Source organism: Cognaticolwellia beringensis (assembly GCF_002076895.1).
Lineage (GTDB): Bacteria > Pseudomonadota > Gammaproteobacteria > Enterobacterales > Alteromonadaceae > Cognaticolwellia > Cognaticolwellia beringensis.
Genome location: NZ_CP020465.1, coordinates 933,770 through 952,388 on the forward strand (window position 1 = coordinate 933,770; position 18,619 = coordinate 952,388).

An 18,619-nucleotide genomic window follows, 5' to 3' on the forward strand; every position below is an offset into this window, starting at 1 on the left:
CGAAAACAGCAAAAGGTAATTAAATGAATTTTCATGACTTATTACAAAAAATGGTGCATCACGAAGCATCAGATATGTTTGTTACGGCTAAATTGCCGGTAAGTGCAAAAGTTAATGGTGAACTTGTTCCTATTGATGATCAGGTTTTATCAGCAGCCGATTCTTTAGGTTTGGTTCACGACGCGATGTCACAGAAGCAAAAGCTTGAATTTGACGAAGAGAAAGAATGTAACTTCGCAATTTCAATTGAGGGTATTGGCCGATTTCGTGTTTCAGCATTTTGGCAACGTGATATGGCTGGCATGGTTATTCGTCGTATTGTGACCGAAATACCAGAAGCGGATGATCTTGGTTTACCTTCGGTACTCAAAGATGTGGTGATGTCAAAGCGTGGCTTAGTCTTGTTTGTTGGTGGCACAGGCACGGGTAAATCAACCTCCATGGCCGCGTTAATTGGCTATCGTAATAAAAATTCTCGTGGCCATATTTTGACCATAGAAGATCCGGTTGAATTTGTACATGAACATGCTAAATGTATGGTCACGCAACGTGAAGTAGGGCTAGATACAGAAAGTTTTGGTGCTGCGCTAAAAAGCTCTTTACGCCAAGCCCCTGACGTTATATTGATTGGTGAAATTCGAAACCAAGAAACCATGGAGCATGCATTGAGTTTCGCAGAAACGGGTCACTTGTGTATCGCTACCCTGCATGCCAACAACGCAAACCAAGCTATCGATCGTATTATGCATTTAGTCCCAGCAGACCAGCATGGTAAGTTACTGTTTGATCTTGCGTTAAACCTACGAGGCATAGTCGCTCAACAATTAATTCCAACACGTGATGGTAATGGTCGTTTAGCCGCGATAGAAATCTTACTAAACTCGCCTTATATTGCTGAGTTAATCAAAAAAGGTGATATCGGTAGTATTAAAGAAGTGATGGAAAAGTCTACTGATCAAGGTATGCAAACATTTGACCAAGCACTTTTTAATTTATATCAACAAGGTCTGATTAATTACGCTGATGCCCTACATCATGCAGATTCACCAAATGATTTACGCTTAATGATCAAACTGCGTAGTAATGATCAAGGTGGAACAGGATCACTGTCTGGTGTAACTATTGATGGTATAGCGCCGAAAGAAGACTAAGGTTTATTGAAGTCAGTAACTACTAAAAAGCATGCTTATTATCGGCATGCTTTTTAGTTTGTAGCTTCTGTGTTCATTGCCTAAGCCAGAGTATTTTACATGGTAATATTGCGCGTATATGACCATTACATGCCATCTTAGTAACTGATAAATATATTACTCTATTGGTTAAAATTAAAGCAATTTCTTTATTGCTAGCAAGTTTCAGTTTATAGAATTATTTACTCACAATAAAAGGACCATCCAATGTTATCAAGAATACGTTTTATCATGATTATTTTTGCTTTAATTACCACTAATATCGCAATGGCGAGTGCGGATAAGTTTTCGGCTGGCCCGGTAATAAAAAACTACGGTAAACATGCGAAAGTTCAGCAAGACCTTAAGCTTGAGAATAATGCCACTTTTAATGTTGCTTTTGATATTGGCGAGCAAGGCGGGGTTGGTAAAGTTAATGGCAAAATTGAAACGCTAGCGCGTTTTATAAATATGCATGTAGCAAATGGCGTACCGTTAGAAAATATCAATTTAGCACTAGTGGTACATGGCAAAGCCGGCTTTGACTTATTAAAAGAGCAGTTGTATCAAGAAAAATTTCAGCAAAAAAATGCTAATAATGCATTGTTGCAAAATTTAATGAAAAACCAGGTAACAATTTACTTATGTGGTCAATCGGCAGCGTACCACAATATTACCAATGAAATGATTATGCCTGGCGTTAAAATGGCATTATCAGCAATGACAGCGCACGCAGTATTACAAAACCAAGGTTATACACTTAATCCATTCTAGTGGACTATCTTACGCTGCTTTATAGGCTGAAAACACTCGACAAGCCCCATATCCATAACGGAATAGAAACGGTAGATATTAACGTGGTAACAACCACTATTCCGGCTATGGTTTCTTGATGTTTTGCATGCTGTTTAGCAATTAAATAGGCATTTACCCCAGCAGGGCTTGCACTTAAAATAACTAAGGTCATGGTGGTTAGCGTTGGAAAATGAAATATATAATGACTAGTTATCAGGATTAAACTTGGTAACAGTAAAAGTTTTAATACACTGGCAGTTATAATAAATCTAACTTCACTACGGATTCTATAAAAAGCTAATGAGGCACCGAGTAAAAAAAGTGCCAATGTAATTGCAGGCTTACCTAATAATAACAAGCTGTTATTAATTATGACTGGTAACTCTATCGCCATTAAATTAATAACAAAACCACCTGTTATGGCAATTAATAATGGGTTGAAAAAGGTTTGTTTTAAAAATATTGGCCAATTAAACTGTGCAATGTTAACCGCCAACACACTTGTTATGCCAATTAACAGCGCACTGTGTAAACTCACCACCAGAAATATTGTCGGTAAAACTTGCTCACCTAATACCATTAAAGCGATAGGCATTCCCACAATAACGTTATTTGAATAACCGGCGCCAAAAGCGTAAACGGCTGAGGCGGGAAGATCATGATTTAAATGTTTATGAAAATAATAGTTTATCGCCAAAGCCAAGCCATAAACCAGTAACAAAGGTAAATAAAAAGCACTATAGATATTTAAATCTATGGTGCTCATATCGGCATTGGCCAGCTGTTGAAATAAAAAGGCCGGAATAGCAACATTAAAGGTAAATCTAGTCAGCGTATTAACTTGGTCTTTATTAAACCAGCCACTTTTAGCCAATAAAAAACCAATAAAGCCAACAATAATTAATGGGCTAATAAGCGTAAAAGTATTCATTAAACGCCTATATTAGAAGGTGATGTTGTAAGCCAAAACCAACAAGGCCAAGGTAATGTTAATGATTGAGTCGTTTTATTTTGCTTGCTAGGATTAATATTGATTTTCAAAGTAACTTTCTATAATTAATTTTGCCGATGCTGCGTCGATGTTATCTTTTTTAAGATTGCGATAACCACCTTCAGCGAATAAGGCTTCTTTAGCGGTAGCTGTGGTTAGCCGTTCATCTTGAAACTCAACTTTAAGTCCAAAACGGCCAGACACCCGGTTACCAAACTTTTTAGCGTCATGGGTCAATTGCTGCTCGCTGCCATCCATATTTAGCGGTAAACCTACCACAATAAAGTCTGGCTGCCACTCCTTGATAAACTTAGTCATGCCATCCCAATCAGGAATGCCATCACGCGCTTTAACTGAGCCCAAAGGCGAAGCTGAGCCAGTTAACTCTTGTCCAACGGCAACACCAATATACTTTTTACCAAAATCAAAACCGAGTATTGTACGTTCACCAACCACTGCTTTACTCGCCATTATGCATGCCCAATCTCACTGGATAAATGTGCCATATCAATACCCATTTTTTCGGTGGCTTTTTTCCAGCGCTGTTCAATGGGCGTATCAAATATAATATCGCCATCGGCAGGCGTTAGCAGCCAAGAGTTAGCTTTTATTTCTTCTTCTAACTGCCCAGGACCCCAACCAGCATAGCCAAGAGTTACCATAAATTTTGCCGGTGCCCCTTCTGTACCAAGCGCCATTAAAATATCTTTTGAGGTAGTGATCATTACATCATCGGTTAAGGCTAAAGAACTATTCCATCCCGTTTGAGTACTGTGTAATACAAAACCTCGATCTTGTGATACTGGACCACCGGTTAATACTTGCTGGTCTAACTCCGGTGCATCAATTTTGTCTTCATCAATTTGAGTCAATAATTCATTCAGGGTGACATTGATTGGAAGGTTTATGATCAAACCCATGGCACCTTCAGCATTATGCTCACAGATATAAGTTACCGTTTTATTGAAATAGGAGTCGTCTAAATTGGGCATAGCAATCAAAAGTTGATTTTCAAAACTATTCATAAATATACCTTAATAATCAAGAAGAAATACGCTAAAAGCCACATGCCTTTAGCATCTAATACTAAACGGATTAAATTAGCGTTTTTTAATGTTCTGCTCGATAGCATCCATTAATTTACCGCTAATATTTATTGGGTATGCTGCTTCAATTTCGCGAATACACGTTGGGCTAGTGACATTGATTTCAGTGACTTTGTCGCCAATAACATCTAAACCAACAAAAAATAAACCGCGTTTTTTCAACTCTGGAGCAATAGTTTCTGCAATAAGTTTATCGCTAGCACTAAGAGGACGTGCTACACCGCGCCCACCAGCGGCCAAATTACCGCGAGTTTCTCCTTGTGCAGGAATACGCGCTAAACAATAAGGCATTGGTTCACCGTTAACGATTAATATACGTTTATCACCGTCAACAATTTCTGGAAGGTACTCTTGAACCATAGCATATTGTGTCGAATGTGCCGTTAAAGTTTCGAGAATTACGCCAACATTAGGATCATTCTCACCTATTCGGAAAATGGATGAGCCGCCCATACCATCCAAAGGTTTGATGATAATATCTTTGTTTTCTTTATGAAATTCTCTGATCTTTTGATTATTTCGCGTTACCAATGTTTTTGGTGTTAACTCTGGGAACCAAGCGGTAAATAGCTTCTCGTTACAATCACGTAAGCTTTGTGGCTTATTAACAATTAACGTACCTGCAACTTCAGCACGCTCTAACATGTAAGTAGCATAAATAAACTCTGTATCAAACGGCGGATCTTTACGCATCAATACGGCGTCTAAGTCAGCAACATTAATGTCTTCGCGTTCGTCTAATTCATACCAATGTTCAGTATCGTCAAATACTTTTACTTTTGCGGCTGTTGCGCGACAAACGCCTTGCTCTAAGTAGAGATCTTGCATCTCCATGTAATAAATTTCATATCCGCGCGCTTGCGCTTCAAGCATCATGGCCATTGAAGAGTCTTTTTTTACTTTGACTTCGGAAATAGGGTCCATAACAACGCCAATTTTTATGCTCATATTTTTTCCTAAATGTTATTCATTATAAATGCTTTACACACTCTAAGTGCAGCAAGCGGTTAAATTCTGTTAATCATTATGCGCGGTCTGTAACTTAACGCTACGTTAATTTAAATCACCGTAACGACATTGTAGTGCCGTAATTGCCGTCAGGGCTGCTGTTTCAGTTCTCAGTACTCTAGGCCCAAGCAAAACATCATGAAACCCTGCCGTGTTGGCACTGGCAATTTCATCATCACTTAAGCCGCCTTCAGGGCCAATTAATAAGCGAACCCTTTGATTTTCTATCGGTAAACTCATAATAGAATGTTCGGCTTTAGGGTGTAAATTTAGTTTTAACGCTGTACTTTCTTGCTGTAACCATTGGTCTAAATAAATCGGTGCTGCCACTATAGGGACCGCACAACGACCACTTTGTTCACAAGCACTGTTGACAATTTTTTGCCATTGCTGGTGTTTTTTCTCTAAACGCTCGCCACTAAGTTTTACACCACAACGTTCAGTGAAAATTGGTGTAATAGTATTAACCCCTAACTCTACAGACTTTTGCAAGGTAAAATCCATGCGATCACCACGTGAAATACCTTGGGCTAAATGTATATTAAGTGGCGATTCATTTGCGACCAATTCTTTAGCTATTATCTCTACATCAGCACTTTTTTTACCCACGTTAACAAGTTTGGCTTGATACTCAAAGTATCCTGCTTGTTCTGCTACGCCATTAAACAACGTAATGTCGTCACCGTTCTTAAGACGTAATACTCGCACAATATGGCCAAAAGCATCGTCATTTAACGCTTGGCTCTGACCTACTTCAAATGCTTGTGCTTGGTAAATACGAGGGTTACGCATAAAGGTTATCCATATCGGCTAATTTATTCTTAGTTTGTTGAGTTTACATTAACTATTGACGCTAAGGCTATTATTGATGAAAGGCTAATGTTTTTTGCAAGGGTTTGTTATTGGCTAAAATTTTAACATAGCCTGTAGATAAGGGCATAGAATACTAAATTCAATTGATAGATAGGAAAATAATAGACTTTATTTATTTTAGTGGTGCCTAAAAGCAAAAACCGCTCAATGAGCGGTTTTTGTTAAACAAACATTGTGATTAAATACCAGCAGATAAACGTAACGCTTCAGCTTTATCTGTTTTTTCCCAGCTAAATGCTGTGAAGGTATCATCGCCAACAGTCATTTCAAATGGTTCGCGACCAAAGTGACCATAAGCAGCTGTTTGCTTATACATCGGGTGTAGCAGGTCTAACATTTTAGTTATACCGTATGGGCGTAAGTCAAAGTGTTCACGTACAATTTCAACTAAACGCTCTTCAGATACTTTACCGGTGCCAAAACTATCAATTGAAATTGAAGTCGGTTCAGCAACACCAATCGCGTATGATATTTGAATCTCACAACGATCAGCCAAGCCCGCGGCAACAATGTTTTTAGCCACATAACGGCCGGCATAAGCCGCACTACGATCGACTTTTGATGGATCTTTACCAGAGAAAGCACCACCACCATGACGTGCCATGCCGCCATAAGTATCAACAATAATTTTACGACCTGTTAAGCCACAATCACCAACTGGGCCACCAATAACAAAACGACCAGTAGGGTTGATATGGTATTTAGTGTCTTTAGTTAATAATTCTGCCGGTAACACATGCTTGATAATGTTTTCCATTACCGCATCGTGTAAATCTTCTTGTTTAATATCAGGGTTGTGTTGTGTAGACAAAACAACCGTATCAATCGCTACCGGTTTGTTATCTTCATATATAAAGGTAACTTGGCTTTTTGCATCTGGACGTAACCAAGGCAATATACCTGACTTACGCGCTTCAGCTTGGCGTTCAACTAAACGGTGAGAATAGTATAACGGCGCAGGCATTAAAGTTTCGGTTTCATTGGTGGCATAACCAAACATTAAACCTTGGTCACCAGCACCTTGGTCTTCAGGCTTTACACGGTCAACACCTTGGGCAATTTCTGGTGATTGTTGACCAATTAAGTTCATAATGCCGCACGTTTCGCCATCAAAGCCAACATCAGAAGATGTGTAACCAATATCTGAAATAACATCACGGGTAATTCTTTCTAAATCTACCCAAGCTGTTGTTGAAACTTCACCAGAAATAATCGCAACACCAGTTTTTACCATAGTTTCACAAGCAACACGTGCATGTTTGTCTTTGGCAATAATAGCATCTAAAACCGCATCAGAAATTTGATCGGCTATTTTATCTGGATGTCCTTCTGACACTGACTCAGAAGTAAAAAGGTGTGTTGACATAAACCCTCTGTAAAATTTAACTGAAAAACAATCTTATACCAATCGAACTCGTTTATTAGTCACTGTGCGATAGCCGCAGAATTAGTATTAGTCTTTAATGGCGATATTCTAACTGTTTAGTTAACTTATTCCTAGAGTTATTTACGCCTAGATGGCTAAACGTCTTTAAATGGTATGTATGTTTGAATAATTTATGTGACAGTTATTTGCCAGCTAATGTTTGTTGAAATGCGAAGATTTCTAGCAAAGGCTTACGTGAGATAACTTTTAAGGCTTAAGGATAACTATTCAATTGCAATGGGCGTTGCCAAATGTGATTAAAGAGTGCTTGCTGAGTTGCGCAGCACTTTGAACTATAAAAGCTAGTTGTACCTAGGTTGTTACTGGTATTAATAAGTTGATGTAACGCTAATTGTCGCTGTAATTGTTCGGTTACTGGTAATGCAGTTTCCATGATCACGACACTGTTGCCACATATTTCGTTAATCAAGTTTTTTACTAACGGATAATGTGTACAACCTAAAACGATAGTATCAACGCCTTTTTCCAGCAAGGGTTGTAGATAACCGGTTAACATTAATTTGCACTCAGACGCGTTTTTCTTATCTTGTTCTATAAGCTCGACTAAGCCAGGACAGGGCTGAACAATTACATCGCTGTTTTGACTATATTGTGCAACTAAGGCTAAAAAACGCGGGTTTTGAGCTGTAGCTTTTGTCACTAATATCGCCACTTTTTTATTTTTGCTTAAGTTTACCGCTGGCTTTATGGCGGGTTCTACACCAATAACAGGAATTAAAATATTTTTACGGAGTTGATCAATCGCATTTACGGTCGCGGTATTACAGGCAACAACAATTGCTTTGGCCTTGCGTTCGATAAACCACTGAGCTATTTCATTAACGCGTTGCTGAATAAACTCAGACGACTTTTCACCATAAGGTGCATATAAAGTATCGGCAACATAGAGTAAGTTTTCATTGGGCAAGTGCTGATTTATGCATTGCGCGATAGATAAACCACCCACGCCGGAGTCGAATATTCCAATAGGCTCCGCATTTATCGTTTGAAGCTCACTTTTTAAGGTTGAAACAGGAGCTTTTATATCAGCTATTTTTTGCGTGGGCATTCAGTAAGTACAGCTTAGATCGAGGTGTAGTTAGTTGTGCTAAGTATATTATCAACAACCAAATGAGATCTATACATATTTAGATAAAGCAACGTGACTTGCTAAATATCGTAATCAAGATTATTTCTGCCTTCTATCAGCGTTTCTAATAATGAACAAATTTGACGGGCTGAAGCCCGACCTACAATTGTAGTGCTGTTGGCAGTGTTAGTGTGCGCAATGATTTACTTTGTAGGTCGGTGTTTACGCCGACAATGGTAAAATGGTAATTAACAGAACATTTTAGTTGTTGATTTTATCAAGGTGTTAGTACCGTTAGTTTTACGGGCTGAAGCCCGACCTACAATTTTAGCGTTGGTGGCAGTGTAAGTGCGCAATGATTTCTCTTGTAGGTCGGTGTTTACGCCGACAATGGTAAAATGGTATTTAACAGAATATTTTAGTTGTTGAATTTATCAAGGTATCGGTACCGATAGTTTGACGGGCTGAAGCCCGACCTACAAATATAGCGTAGGTGGCAGTGTTAGTGTGCGCAATGATTTACTTTGTAGGTCGGTGTTTACGCCGACAATGGTAAATTGGTATTTAACAGAACATTTTAGTTGTTGAATTTATCAAGGTATCGGTACCGTTAGTTTTACGGGCTGAAGCCCGACCTACATTTTAGCGCTGTTGGCAGTGTTAGTGTGCGCAATGATTTACTTTGTAGGTCGGTGTTTACGCCGTCAATGGTAAAATGGTATTTAACAGAACATTTTAGTTGTTGATTTTATCAAGGTGTTAGTACCGTTAGTTTGACGGGCTGAAGCCCGACCTACAATTTTAGTGCTGTTGGCAGTGTTAGTGTGCGCAATGATTTACTTTGTAGGTCGGTGTTTACGCCGTCAATGGTAACTTGGTATTTAACAGAATATTTTAGTTGTTGAATTTATCAAGGTATCGGTACCGTTAGTTTGACGGGCTGAAGCCCGACCTACAATTTTAGCGCGACTGTCTGAGTAATGTGCGCAATGATTTACTTTGTAGGTCGGTGTTTACGCCGTCAATGGTAACTTGGTATTTAACAGAATATTTTAGTTGTCGATTTTATCAAGGTATCAGTACCGATAGTTTGACGGGCTGAAGCCCGACCTACAATTTTAGAGCTGGTGGCAGTGTTAATGTGCGCAATGATTTACTTTGTAGGTCGGTGTTTACGCCGTCAATGGTAAAATGGTAATTAACAGAACATTTTAGTTGTTGAATTTATCAAGGTATCGGTACCGTTAGTTTGACGGGCTGAAGCCCGACCTACAATTTTAGCGCGACTGTCTGAGTAATGTGCGCAATGATTTACTTTGTAGGTCGGTGTTTACGCCGTCAATGGTAACTTGGTATTTAACAGAATATTTTAGTTGTCGATTTTATCAAGGTATCAGTACCGATAGTTTGACGGGCTGAAGCCCGACCTACAATTTTAGAGCTGGTGGCAGTGTTAATGTGCGCAATGATTTACTTTGTAGGTCGGTGTTTACGCCGTCAATGGTAAAATGGTAATTAACAGAACATTTTAGTTGTTGATTTTATCAAGGTATCAGTACCGTTAGTTTGACGGGCTGAAGCCCGACCTACAATTTTAGTGCTGTTGGCAGTGTTAGTGTGCGCAATGATTTCTCTTGTAGGTCGGTGTTTACGCCGACAATGGTAAAATGGTAATTAACAGAAGATTTTAGTTGTTGAATTTATCAAGGTATCAGTACCGTTAGTTTGACGGGCTGAAGCCCGACCTACATTTTAGCGCTGTTGGCAGTGTTAGTGTGTGCAATGATTTACTTTGTAGGTCGGTGTTTACGCCGTCAATGGTAAAATGGTATTTAACAGAACATTTTAGTTGTTGAATTTATCAAGGTATCAGTACCGTTAGTTTGACGGGCTGAAGCCTGACCTACAATTTTAGCGTTGCTGGTTATATTTATTTTTATGGGAATATCGGGGAGAATTTGGAAAGGTGACTTCCAAGGTGCCGCAGTTCACATTTGTCCTGAACACCGGGTGCTTGTTTAGTTCTGCGCGGACATATCATGATATTTACGGTGTTGAAAAATAAACGGAATGAAGGTGGTGATAAATAATGGGAAATATTAAATAAGAGAAAGGTGACTTCCAAGGTGCCGCAGTTCACATTTGTCCTGAACACCGGGTGCTTGTTTAGTGCTGCGCGGACATATCATTGATATTTATGGTGTTGAAAAATAAACGGAATGAGGGTGGTGATAAATAATGGGAAATATTAAATAAGAGAAAGGTGACTTCCAAGGTGCCGCAGTTCACATTTGTCCTGAACACCGGGTGCTTGTTTAGTGCTGCGCGGACATATCATGATATTTACGGTGTTGAAAAATAAACGGAATGAAGGTGGTGATAAATAATGGGAAATATTAAATAAGAGAAAGTGACTTCCAAGGTGCCGCAGTTCACATTTGTCCTGAACACCGGGTGCTTGTTTAGTGCTGCGCGGACATATCATTGATATTTAAGGTGTTGAAAAACAAACGGAATGAGGGTGGTGATAAATAATGGGAAATATTAAATAAGAGAAAGGTGACTTCCAAGGTGCCGCAGTTCACATTTGTCCTGAACACCGGGTGTTCAGGGCGGACGTATCATTCTAACCGTAGGCTTCCCGATACGAGCCGGGCTTGCACAATAGCTAATAATCAACATCCTTAGGTAAAACTTATCGGCTCAGGGACATAGTTCACATACAAACACCCCAGAAGTCGAAACCATTATAGCGAAAATTAGCGGCCGAATTAAGTCTTTTATCACTTGTAAGACCTGATTGCTTAATGCTTGAACAAATTGAAGTTTCTTTGAACGGAAAGAACTTTATTTAAAATCTATAAAACAGTAAATGGGTTAGTTAGGCAGTTTTTGGGCGGTTTACCGCTTGTTCAATAGTCGCTTGTAGCAATTCGATTTTGCTTTGCATTTTTTCACGTTCTTGCTCTAAATCATTACGAGTTTGAAGTAAATCATGGGCAAGGTTTAATGACATCATAACTAAGGCTTGTTCGGGGGATTTTACTGATTGAGATTTCTTGGCGTCTTGCTCTAAACGTTGGTTTATTTCATTCGCCGCTTGCAACAACGCAGACTCATGGCCAGCAGGACAAGCGACTTTTAGTCGTTTGTTGGCAACATTTATAGTAACTGTGTGTTGGCTCATTGCGTTGTTATTCTCAATGCATCATATTAGTTTATTGAGCCGTTAGCTCAAAATATTACGCTACTAGCTTGTAATACCAAGAAAAAAAGTGATAACAAAACTTAGTGCGCCATAAAGGGGAACTATAACGATGAGTGTTACACTATGCAAGTGATCTCTATGGTTTTTTCTGGAATCAAGGCTATGCCAATGTTAAGATAGCTAGCAATATACCCCGATTGAATTTATATTTTATGGCTGATAGCACCTCTTTAGATTTTTCCTCCGTACAAGCGATTTTAACTAGTGAAGGTATCGAAGCACATGCCGCTGAAATTCATGGTGTGCTCACAGGTTTGATTTCTGCTGGCTTTGAGTTTGAAAGTAGTGACTATATCGCTATGGTTAACGACATGCTCAATAATGCTGAAGGATTACCAACAGCAATTAAAAGCTTAGTAAAAGACATTTACAGTGATATTTGGCAGAAAATTCTTGATGACTCGTATGGTTTCCAATTAATGCTACCAGATGACGACGACTCAATTATTGAACGCGGACATGCACTGGGTAAATGGGTACAAGGCTTTAACTTAGGCTTTGGCTTACAACAAACAAAAAATGCGGCTTTGTCTGAAGATGTTAAAGAAGTGCTGGTAGATTTTGGTGAAATTGCTAACTTGTCTGACGAAATGGAAGAAAATGAAGCTACCGAGCAAGCTTATTTTGAAATTGCTGAATATGTCAGAATTTCCGCTTTACTCTGTTTTACCGAATTAGGCGCACCACCAGCGCAACAGGATAAAACAGAAACTTTGCACTAGAACTTTCGACTAAAGTGCTTTTCAATTAAAGCACTTTAGTGATAAAAATTTAGCTATAAAAAGTAAGCTGATAACCATGATCAAAAATACCTTGTTGCCCGTTGCTGAGTTTCTTCAGCGAAGAAACGATTTTATTGCCCAAATGCCAGCCAATAGCCTTGCACTAATTTCTGCCGGCAAAGAAGTCACGCGCAGTAATGATACCGAATATCCGTTTTGCCAAAGTAAGCACTTTTATTATCTCACTGGTTTTAACGAACCAGATGCAATTTTGGTATTAATTAAAGGTGATGAGTCAGCGAAAAGCATTTTATTTTCCCGTGAAAAAGACCCTCTACAAGAAATTTGGCATGGGCGGCGCGTTGGTCAAGTACAAGCTATTGAAATGTACAAGTTTGACAACTGCTTTAGTTTAGACGAAGTTGACGAGCAATTATTGCCGCTATTTATGGGCAAAGCGGCGGTATTAATTTGTCAGCAAGAGCAAAATCAATTTCAGCAACAAGTACTCACATGGTTAGCTGAAATTAGAAAAGCGGCTCGAACTGGTGTTAAAGCGCCAACCACCTTGATTGATTGCAGTGGTTTACTCGATGAGATGCGTTTACATAAATCCAATGCCGAGCTCGACATTATGCGTCAAGTTAATGTCATTAGTGGCGCTGCACATCAACGAGCCATGCAACAAACTCAAGCGGGTAAATTTGAATATCAAATAGAAGCAGAATTACTGCACGAATTTGCCACTAATGGCGCGCGTCATCCTGCATACAATTCAATTGTTGCTGGTGGCGACAATGCCAATATTTTACATTACACCGACAATGACGAAGTGCTCAATGACGGTGACTTATTATTGATTGATGCCGGTGGAGAGTTAGCCGGTTATGCCGCTGATATCACCCGTACATTTCCGGTGAATGGCAAATTTAATACTGAACAAAGCACTCTCTATCAATTAGTGCTTGATAGCCAAGTATTAGCTATTAACGCCATTAAACCTGGCCAAACGCTTGCCGAATTAAACCGCATAGTTTGTGAGTTTCTCACCCAAGGTTTATATGATTTAGGCATTTTAAAGGGTAACGTAAACGTATTATTAGCCCAACGTGCCTGTAAAAAGTATTTTATTCATGGTTTAGGGCACTGGTTAGGTCTTGATGTACATGATGTTGGTGATTACCATGCTAGCCCACAGCGCGAGCAATTACGTCCGTTTGTCGCCGGTATGGTCATGACTATTGAACCGGGTATTTACATCCCAAGCAGTGATAAAACAGTTGATGAAAAATGGCGTGGTATTGGCGTGCGTATCGAAGACAATATATTGGTAACCGCAACCGGTTTTGAAAACATAACGGTTAATGCGCCAAAAACCATCGCTGATATTGAAGCGTTAATGTCGCAGTAAACTCACACTATAGGTTAACAATGGAAAAGAGTGCAGCTAGCTCAAATAATATCCCTGATACCGCCAAGCACTTTGATGTGATCATTTCGGGTGGCGGTTTATCGGGTAGCCTTATGGCGCTGAGCCTATCTGCGCTGCGTGATCATAATCAAAAACCTCTGAAAATAGCTATTATCGAAGCTAACTCTATATTAACAGAATCGACGCCGAGCTTTGATGATCGCGTATTAGCTTTATCACATGGTAGTGCTGACTATTTAGCTTCTGTTGGCGCGTGGCAGTATTTACAAAATCATGCTGAGCCGATCAAAAACATTCATATTTCAGATCGCGGTTATTATGGTAAAGCACGGCTTTATGCCCAGCATCACAGTGTTGATGCGCTTGGCTATGTTGCTGATATGCCGAGCATTGGCGCGGCTTTTTTAAAAGCATTAGCCACCAAAAGTAATGTGACTTGGTTTACCCCTGACAGTATTAACGATATTAAATGGCAAGCTGAGCAAGTTAATGTCGAGTTAAGTTCTGGGATAAAATTATCCGCAGCTTTATTACTGGCATGTGATGGCGCAAAATCGCCATGTCGACAATTTGCTAACATTGCCACTACCTGTCGTGACTATCAGCAGTCGGCGTTAATCGCCAATGTTGCCACCACAGTACATCACAATAATATTGCCTATGAACGCTTTACCGAAACGGGCCCAATTGCCATGCTGCCTTTGTCGAATTCGACAAAGGCTAGTGCTAAATATAGCCCAGCAAAGAAAAATAGTGCAGGGCGCTGCTCTTTGGTGTGGACATTAACCCCTGAGCTTGCGGAAAAAATGCTGAACCTGTCAGATAACGAATTTTCTCAGCAGTTAGAGCAAGCATTTGGGCATTGGCTCGGCAATATAACCCAAGTCGGTAAACGGGTTATTTATCCACTTAAATTAGTACAAGCGAGCGAGCAGGTTTATCATCGTATGGCGCTAATTGGAAATGCTTCACACACTATTCATCCTATTGCCGGACAAGGTTTTAATTTAGGACTACGGGATGTTAGCGAGATGACAGAGGTAGTAAAAAAAGCTTTAGCACAGCAACAAGATATCGGTACTTTTGCGAGTTTAATGCAATATGGCAAGGCGCGTCAGCAAGATCAAAAACAAGTGATCAGCTTAACCGACTCTTTAGTGACGTTGTTTTCGAATCAGTTACCACCGTTAGTAGCAGGGCGCAATATTGGTTTAAAAGTATTAAACTATTTTCCAACGCTTAAAAACGCGCTAGTTAAGAAAACGATGGGTTATTAGTTTTAAGCTATCAGCTATCAGCAATAAGTTATGATTTTTAAGTGAACAATAATAAAAATACCTGTGAGTTATGCAAATTAAAAATGAATGTGAAATATAATGCAAAAATTTGATCTGTTAATTGTTGGCGGCGGCATGGTTGGCTTAACGCTGGCACTGGCTATTCGCCAACAAAGTGAGCTTAGTGTCGCTATTGTTGATAACGCGCCGGTTGGCGAGATTAGTGATGAGCCTGAAGTTCGTGTTAGCGCCATTAATGCTGCCAGTCAGCAAATGTTCAACAACCTTAACGTTTGGCAAGATATTATTGCTCAACGCGCGCAGCCATATCACGATATGCATATTTGGGATAAAGCCGGTTACGGACAACTTGATTTTGCTTTAAAAGATGTTAGCCATTCAGCCGTAGGCAAAGGCCCTGAGCAATTAGGTTTTATTATTGAAAATAAAGTTATACGTAATGCATTGTGGCATAAAACCGCGCAAGACAGTGGTATCGAGTTTTTTACCGAGCATAAACTCCAACAACTAAACCCGAGTGAAAACGAAGTATTTGCCACCTTCGAGTCTAACAGCAGCAGCCAACCTATGCCGATAGTAGCAAAATTAGTGGTTGGCGCAGACGGTGCAAATTCTTGGGTGCGCAAGCAAATGAATGTGCCGTTAACGTTTCGAGATTATGATCATCATGGCATTGTTGCCACGGTTAAATGTCAGCAAGGCCATCAAAATACTGCTTGGCAAGTATTTTTAGACACAGGGCCGTTGGCGCTATTACCCTTATATCAAAATAATTTATGTTCTATTGTATGGTCAACTAGCCCTGAAGAAGCTACTCGATTAACGACTTTGTCAGCAGAAGAGTTTGGAAAGGAAATTACCGCTGCTAGTGACGGGAAACTTGGACAGGTAACATTAGTCAGCGAACGATTTACGTATCCGTTAACTATGCGTTTTGCCCAAGCGTTTGCTAAAGGTCGCATGGTTTTGGTTGGCGATGCCGCACATACTATTCATCCGTTAGCTGGGCAGGGCGTTAACTTAGGTTTACTTGACGCCGCGGCTTTATCACAAACCATCACTGAGCAACTTAATAAAGCACAAGCGAGTGGTTTTGTTGATGATAACGCATGGTGCAGCGATAAATCATTACAACAATTTGCCCGCTGGCGTAAAAGTGAAGCGGCAGAAATGATCGCCGCGATGGAAGCCATTAAACAAGCCTTTACGCCACAGCAAAGCGCGATTAAATTACTGCGTGGATTAGGTATGTCGTTGCTCAACAACTTTAAACCAGCGAAAGCGATAATGATAAATCAAGCGTTAGGTCTTAAAGGCAATTTACCAAAATTAGCCAAAGCACGAACACAACAAGTGCCACAAAATATATCTCAGCATAATAATCAGTCTTAATTTTATCTTAAACACCTCATTTTTATTGACCATTAATAAGTCAAGAAAAACGCTATTTTCTCATCTTACCAATGACAAATTTATTAGTTGGGAAAATAGTTACTTTTATTCTTTTCGCGGATATAAAATTTAAGTTTGCCACAGGCTTGTATTTTATAGGTACAAGGAATTATATTTTTTAATTGTGCCTTTTTGAAAATATAATTTTAAATACTCTCTATAGTCGGTTTAAAATTTCAAATGTGCGTTTTTATCTGTTGAATCAACAGTTACTCAGGGCTATAATCATCGGCACTTTTTGTAAATCTTCCGTCTTTATCCTAGGTTTAGTTATTGTGGTTAATTTAAGCCGCTAAAAAAACTTAGATAAAACAACTAACGTGAGTGAAACGTACGATGACAAATAAAACAGTATTACATGCTAAGCACATAGAAGCTGGCGCCAAAATGGTTGATTTCTTCGGCTGGGAAATGCCTATCAACTATGGTTCTCAAATTGAAGAACATCATGCGGTACGTACAGACGCTGGTATGTTCGACGTTTCACATATGACTATCGTTGATATTAAAGGCGCAGATGCACAAGCATTTTTACGTCGTTTAGTGATTAACGACGTTGCTAAGCTAGATGTTGTTGGTAAGGCACTTTATACCGGTATGTGTAACGTAGAAGGCGGTGTTATTGATGACTTGATCATTTATTTCTTCAGCAATACAGATTATCGCTTAGTTGTTAACTCAGCGACACGCGAAAAAGATTTAACGTGGATCAACGAACAATCTGTAGGTTTTGACGTAGTCGTTACTGAACGTCCAGAATTTGCCATGATCGCCATACAAGGTCCAGAAGCAAAAGCTAAAGTCGCCACGTTACTTAGCGCAGAGCAAATAGCCGCTGTTGATGGTTTGAAGCCATTTTTCTCAGCACAAGCGGGCGACTTATTTATTGCCACAACAGGTTATACAGGCGAAGACGGTTATGAAATTGCCTTACCTGCTGACCAAGCTGCTGACCTTTGGCAACAATTGCTAGATGCTGGTGTTAAACCTTGTGGTTTGGGTGCTCGCGATACCTTACGTTTAGAAGCCGGTATGAACCTTTATGGTTTAGACATGGACGAAAGTGTTTCACCATTAGCCGCTAACATGGCTTGGACCATTAGCTGGGAACCAGAAGATCGTATCTTTATCGGTAGAGCAGCACTAGCGGAGCAACGTGCTGCTGGCGACCAACTTAAATTAGTGGGCTTAGTACTTGAAGAAAAAGGCGTATTACGTCCGGGTCTTAAAGTACTTACAGAAGCTGGCGAAGGTATTATTACCTCTGGTACTTTTTCTCCAACTTTAGGTCACAGTATCGCGATGGCACGTGTGCCACGTGGTGTTGCGCTCGGTAGTACAGTAGAAGTTGAAATGCGTAAAAAGCTAGTGAAAGTGCAAGTTATTAAGCCTAGCTTTGTGCGTAACGGCAAAAAAGTTTTTTAAAGCAATAGGGTCTACGCTAACTTTCATTAGATAGTGATAAAACCTTATTAAAAATGCAAAAAATTTAAGCTATAGTATGATTGTTCGGCGCAAGCAGCTTCATACTATCGACATTTAAACAAAAATCTAAAATACAGATTAGGAACCAAACAATGAGCAACATTCCTTCAGAATTAAAATATGCAACATCACACGAATGGGTACGTAACGAAGGCAACGGTGTAGTTACTGTAGGTATTACAGAACACGCACAAGGCCTTTTAGGTGATATGGTATTTGTTGAATTGCCTGAAGTTGGCGATACAGTAAGTACAGGTGACGACGTTGCCGTAGCTGAATCTGTAAAAGCTGCATCAGACATTTACGCACCGGTAACAGGTGAAGTAATTGAAGTGAATGAAGACCTTGAAGATTCACCAGAGCTAGTAAACTCAGACGCGTTTGGTGACGGTTGGTTATTCAAGTTAAAAATTGAAGACGAAGGTGAGTTAGAGAACTTACTTGATGCTGAAGGGTACGCAAACTCGATCGACGAAGACTAGTTTTCGGGCACACTCTACTTTT

At 39.7% G+C, this 18,619-nt stretch carries 16 protein-coding genes and 1 other RNA gene; 8 read left to right on the plus strand and 9 right to left on the minus strand.

The window, feature by feature from the left end; all coding sequences use genetic code 11:
- Positions 1-23: 23 nt before the first annotated feature.
- Both B5D82_RS03935 and B5D82_RS03940 read left to right on the plus strand, forming a co-directional pair.
- A complete protein-coding gene (locus B5D82_RS03935) occupies positions 24-1,151 on the plus strand; it encodes a PilT/PilU family type 4a pilus ATPase (RefSeq protein WP_081149402.1) in 1,128 nt (375 codons plus the stop codon).
- 246 nt (positions 1,152-1,397) lie between these two features.
- Entirely contained in the window at positions 1,398-1,943 is a 546-nt protein-coding gene (locus B5D82_RS03940; RefSeq protein ID WP_081149403.1) for a DsrE family protein, read from the plus strand.
- Between the two features lie 19 nt (positions 1,944-1,962).
- Here B5D82_RS03940 and B5D82_RS03945 read toward each other — a convergent pair whose 3' ends face one another.
- From B5D82_RS03945 to B5D82_RS03985, 9 genes are all read right to left on the minus strand, one after another.
- Positions 1,963-2,895 (minus strand): AEC family transporter, encoded by a 933-nt coding sequence (locus B5D82_RS03945; protein WP_081149405.1) that lies wholly within the window; start codon positions 2,893-2,895, stop codon positions 1,963-1,965.
- Between the two features lie 93 nt (positions 2,896-2,988).
- A complete protein-coding gene (ruvX, locus tag B5D82_RS03950) occupies positions 2,989-3,426 on the minus strand; it encodes a Holliday junction resolvase RuvX (protein ID WP_081149408.1) in 438 nt (145 codons plus the stop codon).
- Positions 3,426-3,980 (minus strand): YqgE/AlgH family protein, encoded by a 555-nt coding sequence (locus B5D82_RS03955; protein ID WP_081149410.1) that lies wholly within the window; start codon positions 3,978-3,980, stop codon positions 3,426-3,428. Before B5D82_RS03955 ends, ruvX begins: the two co-directional genes overlap by 1 nt.
- A 75-nt stretch (positions 3,981-4,055) precedes the next feature.
- Positions 4,056-5,009, minus strand: coding sequence for a glutathione synthase (gene gshB, locus B5D82_RS03960; RefSeq protein WP_081149412.1), 954 nt, complete (start codon positions 5,007-5,009; stop codon positions 4,056-4,058).
- Between the two features lie 105 nt (positions 5,010-5,114).
- The gene (gene rsmE / locus B5D82_RS03965) at positions 5,115-5,861 is read right to left on the minus strand and encodes a 16S rRNA (uracil(1498)-N(3))-methyltransferase (protein ID WP_081149413.1); all 747 of its coding nucleotides are present in this window, start codon (positions 5,859-5,861) and stop codon (positions 5,115-5,117) included.
- A gap of 259 nt (positions 5,862-6,120) precedes the next feature.
- Positions 6,121-7,308, minus strand: coding sequence for a methionine adenosyltransferase (metK, locus tag B5D82_RS03970; RefSeq protein WP_081149415.1), 1,188 nt, complete (start codon positions 7,306-7,308; stop codon positions 6,121-6,123).
- 274 nt (positions 7,309-7,582) lie between these two features.
- Entirely contained in the window at positions 7,583-8,437 is an 855-nt protein-coding gene (gene murI / locus B5D82_RS03975) for a glutamate racemase (RefSeq protein ID WP_216629018.1), read from the minus strand.
- Positions 8,438-11,017: 2,580 nt separating this feature from the next.
- A non-coding RNA gene (gene ssrS / locus B5D82_RS03980) (6S RNA) lies at positions 11,018-11,199 on the minus strand.
- 140 nt (positions 11,200-11,339) lie between these two features.
- Complete coding sequence (locus B5D82_RS03985) at positions 11,340-11,645, minus strand: cell division protein ZapA (RefSeq protein ID WP_081149417.1); 306 nt, start codon at positions 11,643-11,645, stop codon at positions 11,340-11,342.
- 233 nt (positions 11,646-11,878) lie between these two features.
- Between B5D82_RS03985 and B5D82_RS03990 the strand changes: the two genes are divergently transcribed.
- The 6 genes from B5D82_RS03990 (at position 11,879) to gcvH (ending at position 18,597) form a co-directional block, all read left to right on the plus strand.
- On the plus strand, positions 11,879-12,448 hold the full coding sequence (locus B5D82_RS03990) for a UPF0149 family protein (RefSeq protein ID WP_081149419.1): 570 nt from the start codon (positions 11,879-11,881) through the stop codon (positions 12,446-12,448).
- A gap of 76 nt (positions 12,449-12,524) precedes the next feature.
- On the plus strand, positions 12,525-13,859 hold the full coding sequence (gene pepP / locus B5D82_RS03995) for a Xaa-Pro aminopeptidase (protein WP_081149421.1): 1,335 nt from the start codon (positions 12,525-12,527) through the stop codon (positions 13,857-13,859).
- A 20-nt stretch (positions 13,860-13,879) separates the two neighbouring features.
- Positions 13,880-15,157, plus strand: a complete 1,278-nt coding sequence (gene ubiH, locus B5D82_RS04000) for a 2-octaprenyl-6-methoxyphenyl hydroxylase (RefSeq protein WP_245807550.1) — start codon at positions 13,880-13,882, stop codon at positions 15,155-15,157.
- Positions 15,158-15,256: 99 nt separating this feature from the next.
- Complete coding sequence (locus tag B5D82_RS04005; protein WP_081149422.1) at positions 15,257-16,570, plus strand: UbiH/UbiF/VisC/COQ6 family ubiquinone biosynthesis hydroxylase; 1,314 nt, start codon at positions 15,257-15,259, stop codon at positions 16,568-16,570.
- 396 nt (positions 16,571-16,966) lie between these two features.
- A complete protein-coding gene (gene gcvT, locus B5D82_RS04010) occupies positions 16,967-18,055 on the plus strand; it encodes a glycine cleavage system aminomethyltransferase GcvT (RefSeq protein WP_081149424.1) in 1,089 nt (362 codons plus the stop codon).
- A 152-nt stretch (positions 18,056-18,207) separates the two neighbouring features.
- Entirely contained in the window at positions 18,208-18,597 is a 390-nt protein-coding gene (gene gcvH, locus B5D82_RS04015) for a glycine cleavage system protein GcvH (protein WP_081149426.1), read from the plus strand.
- The last annotated feature ends 22 nt before the right edge of the window (positions 18,598-18,619 follow it).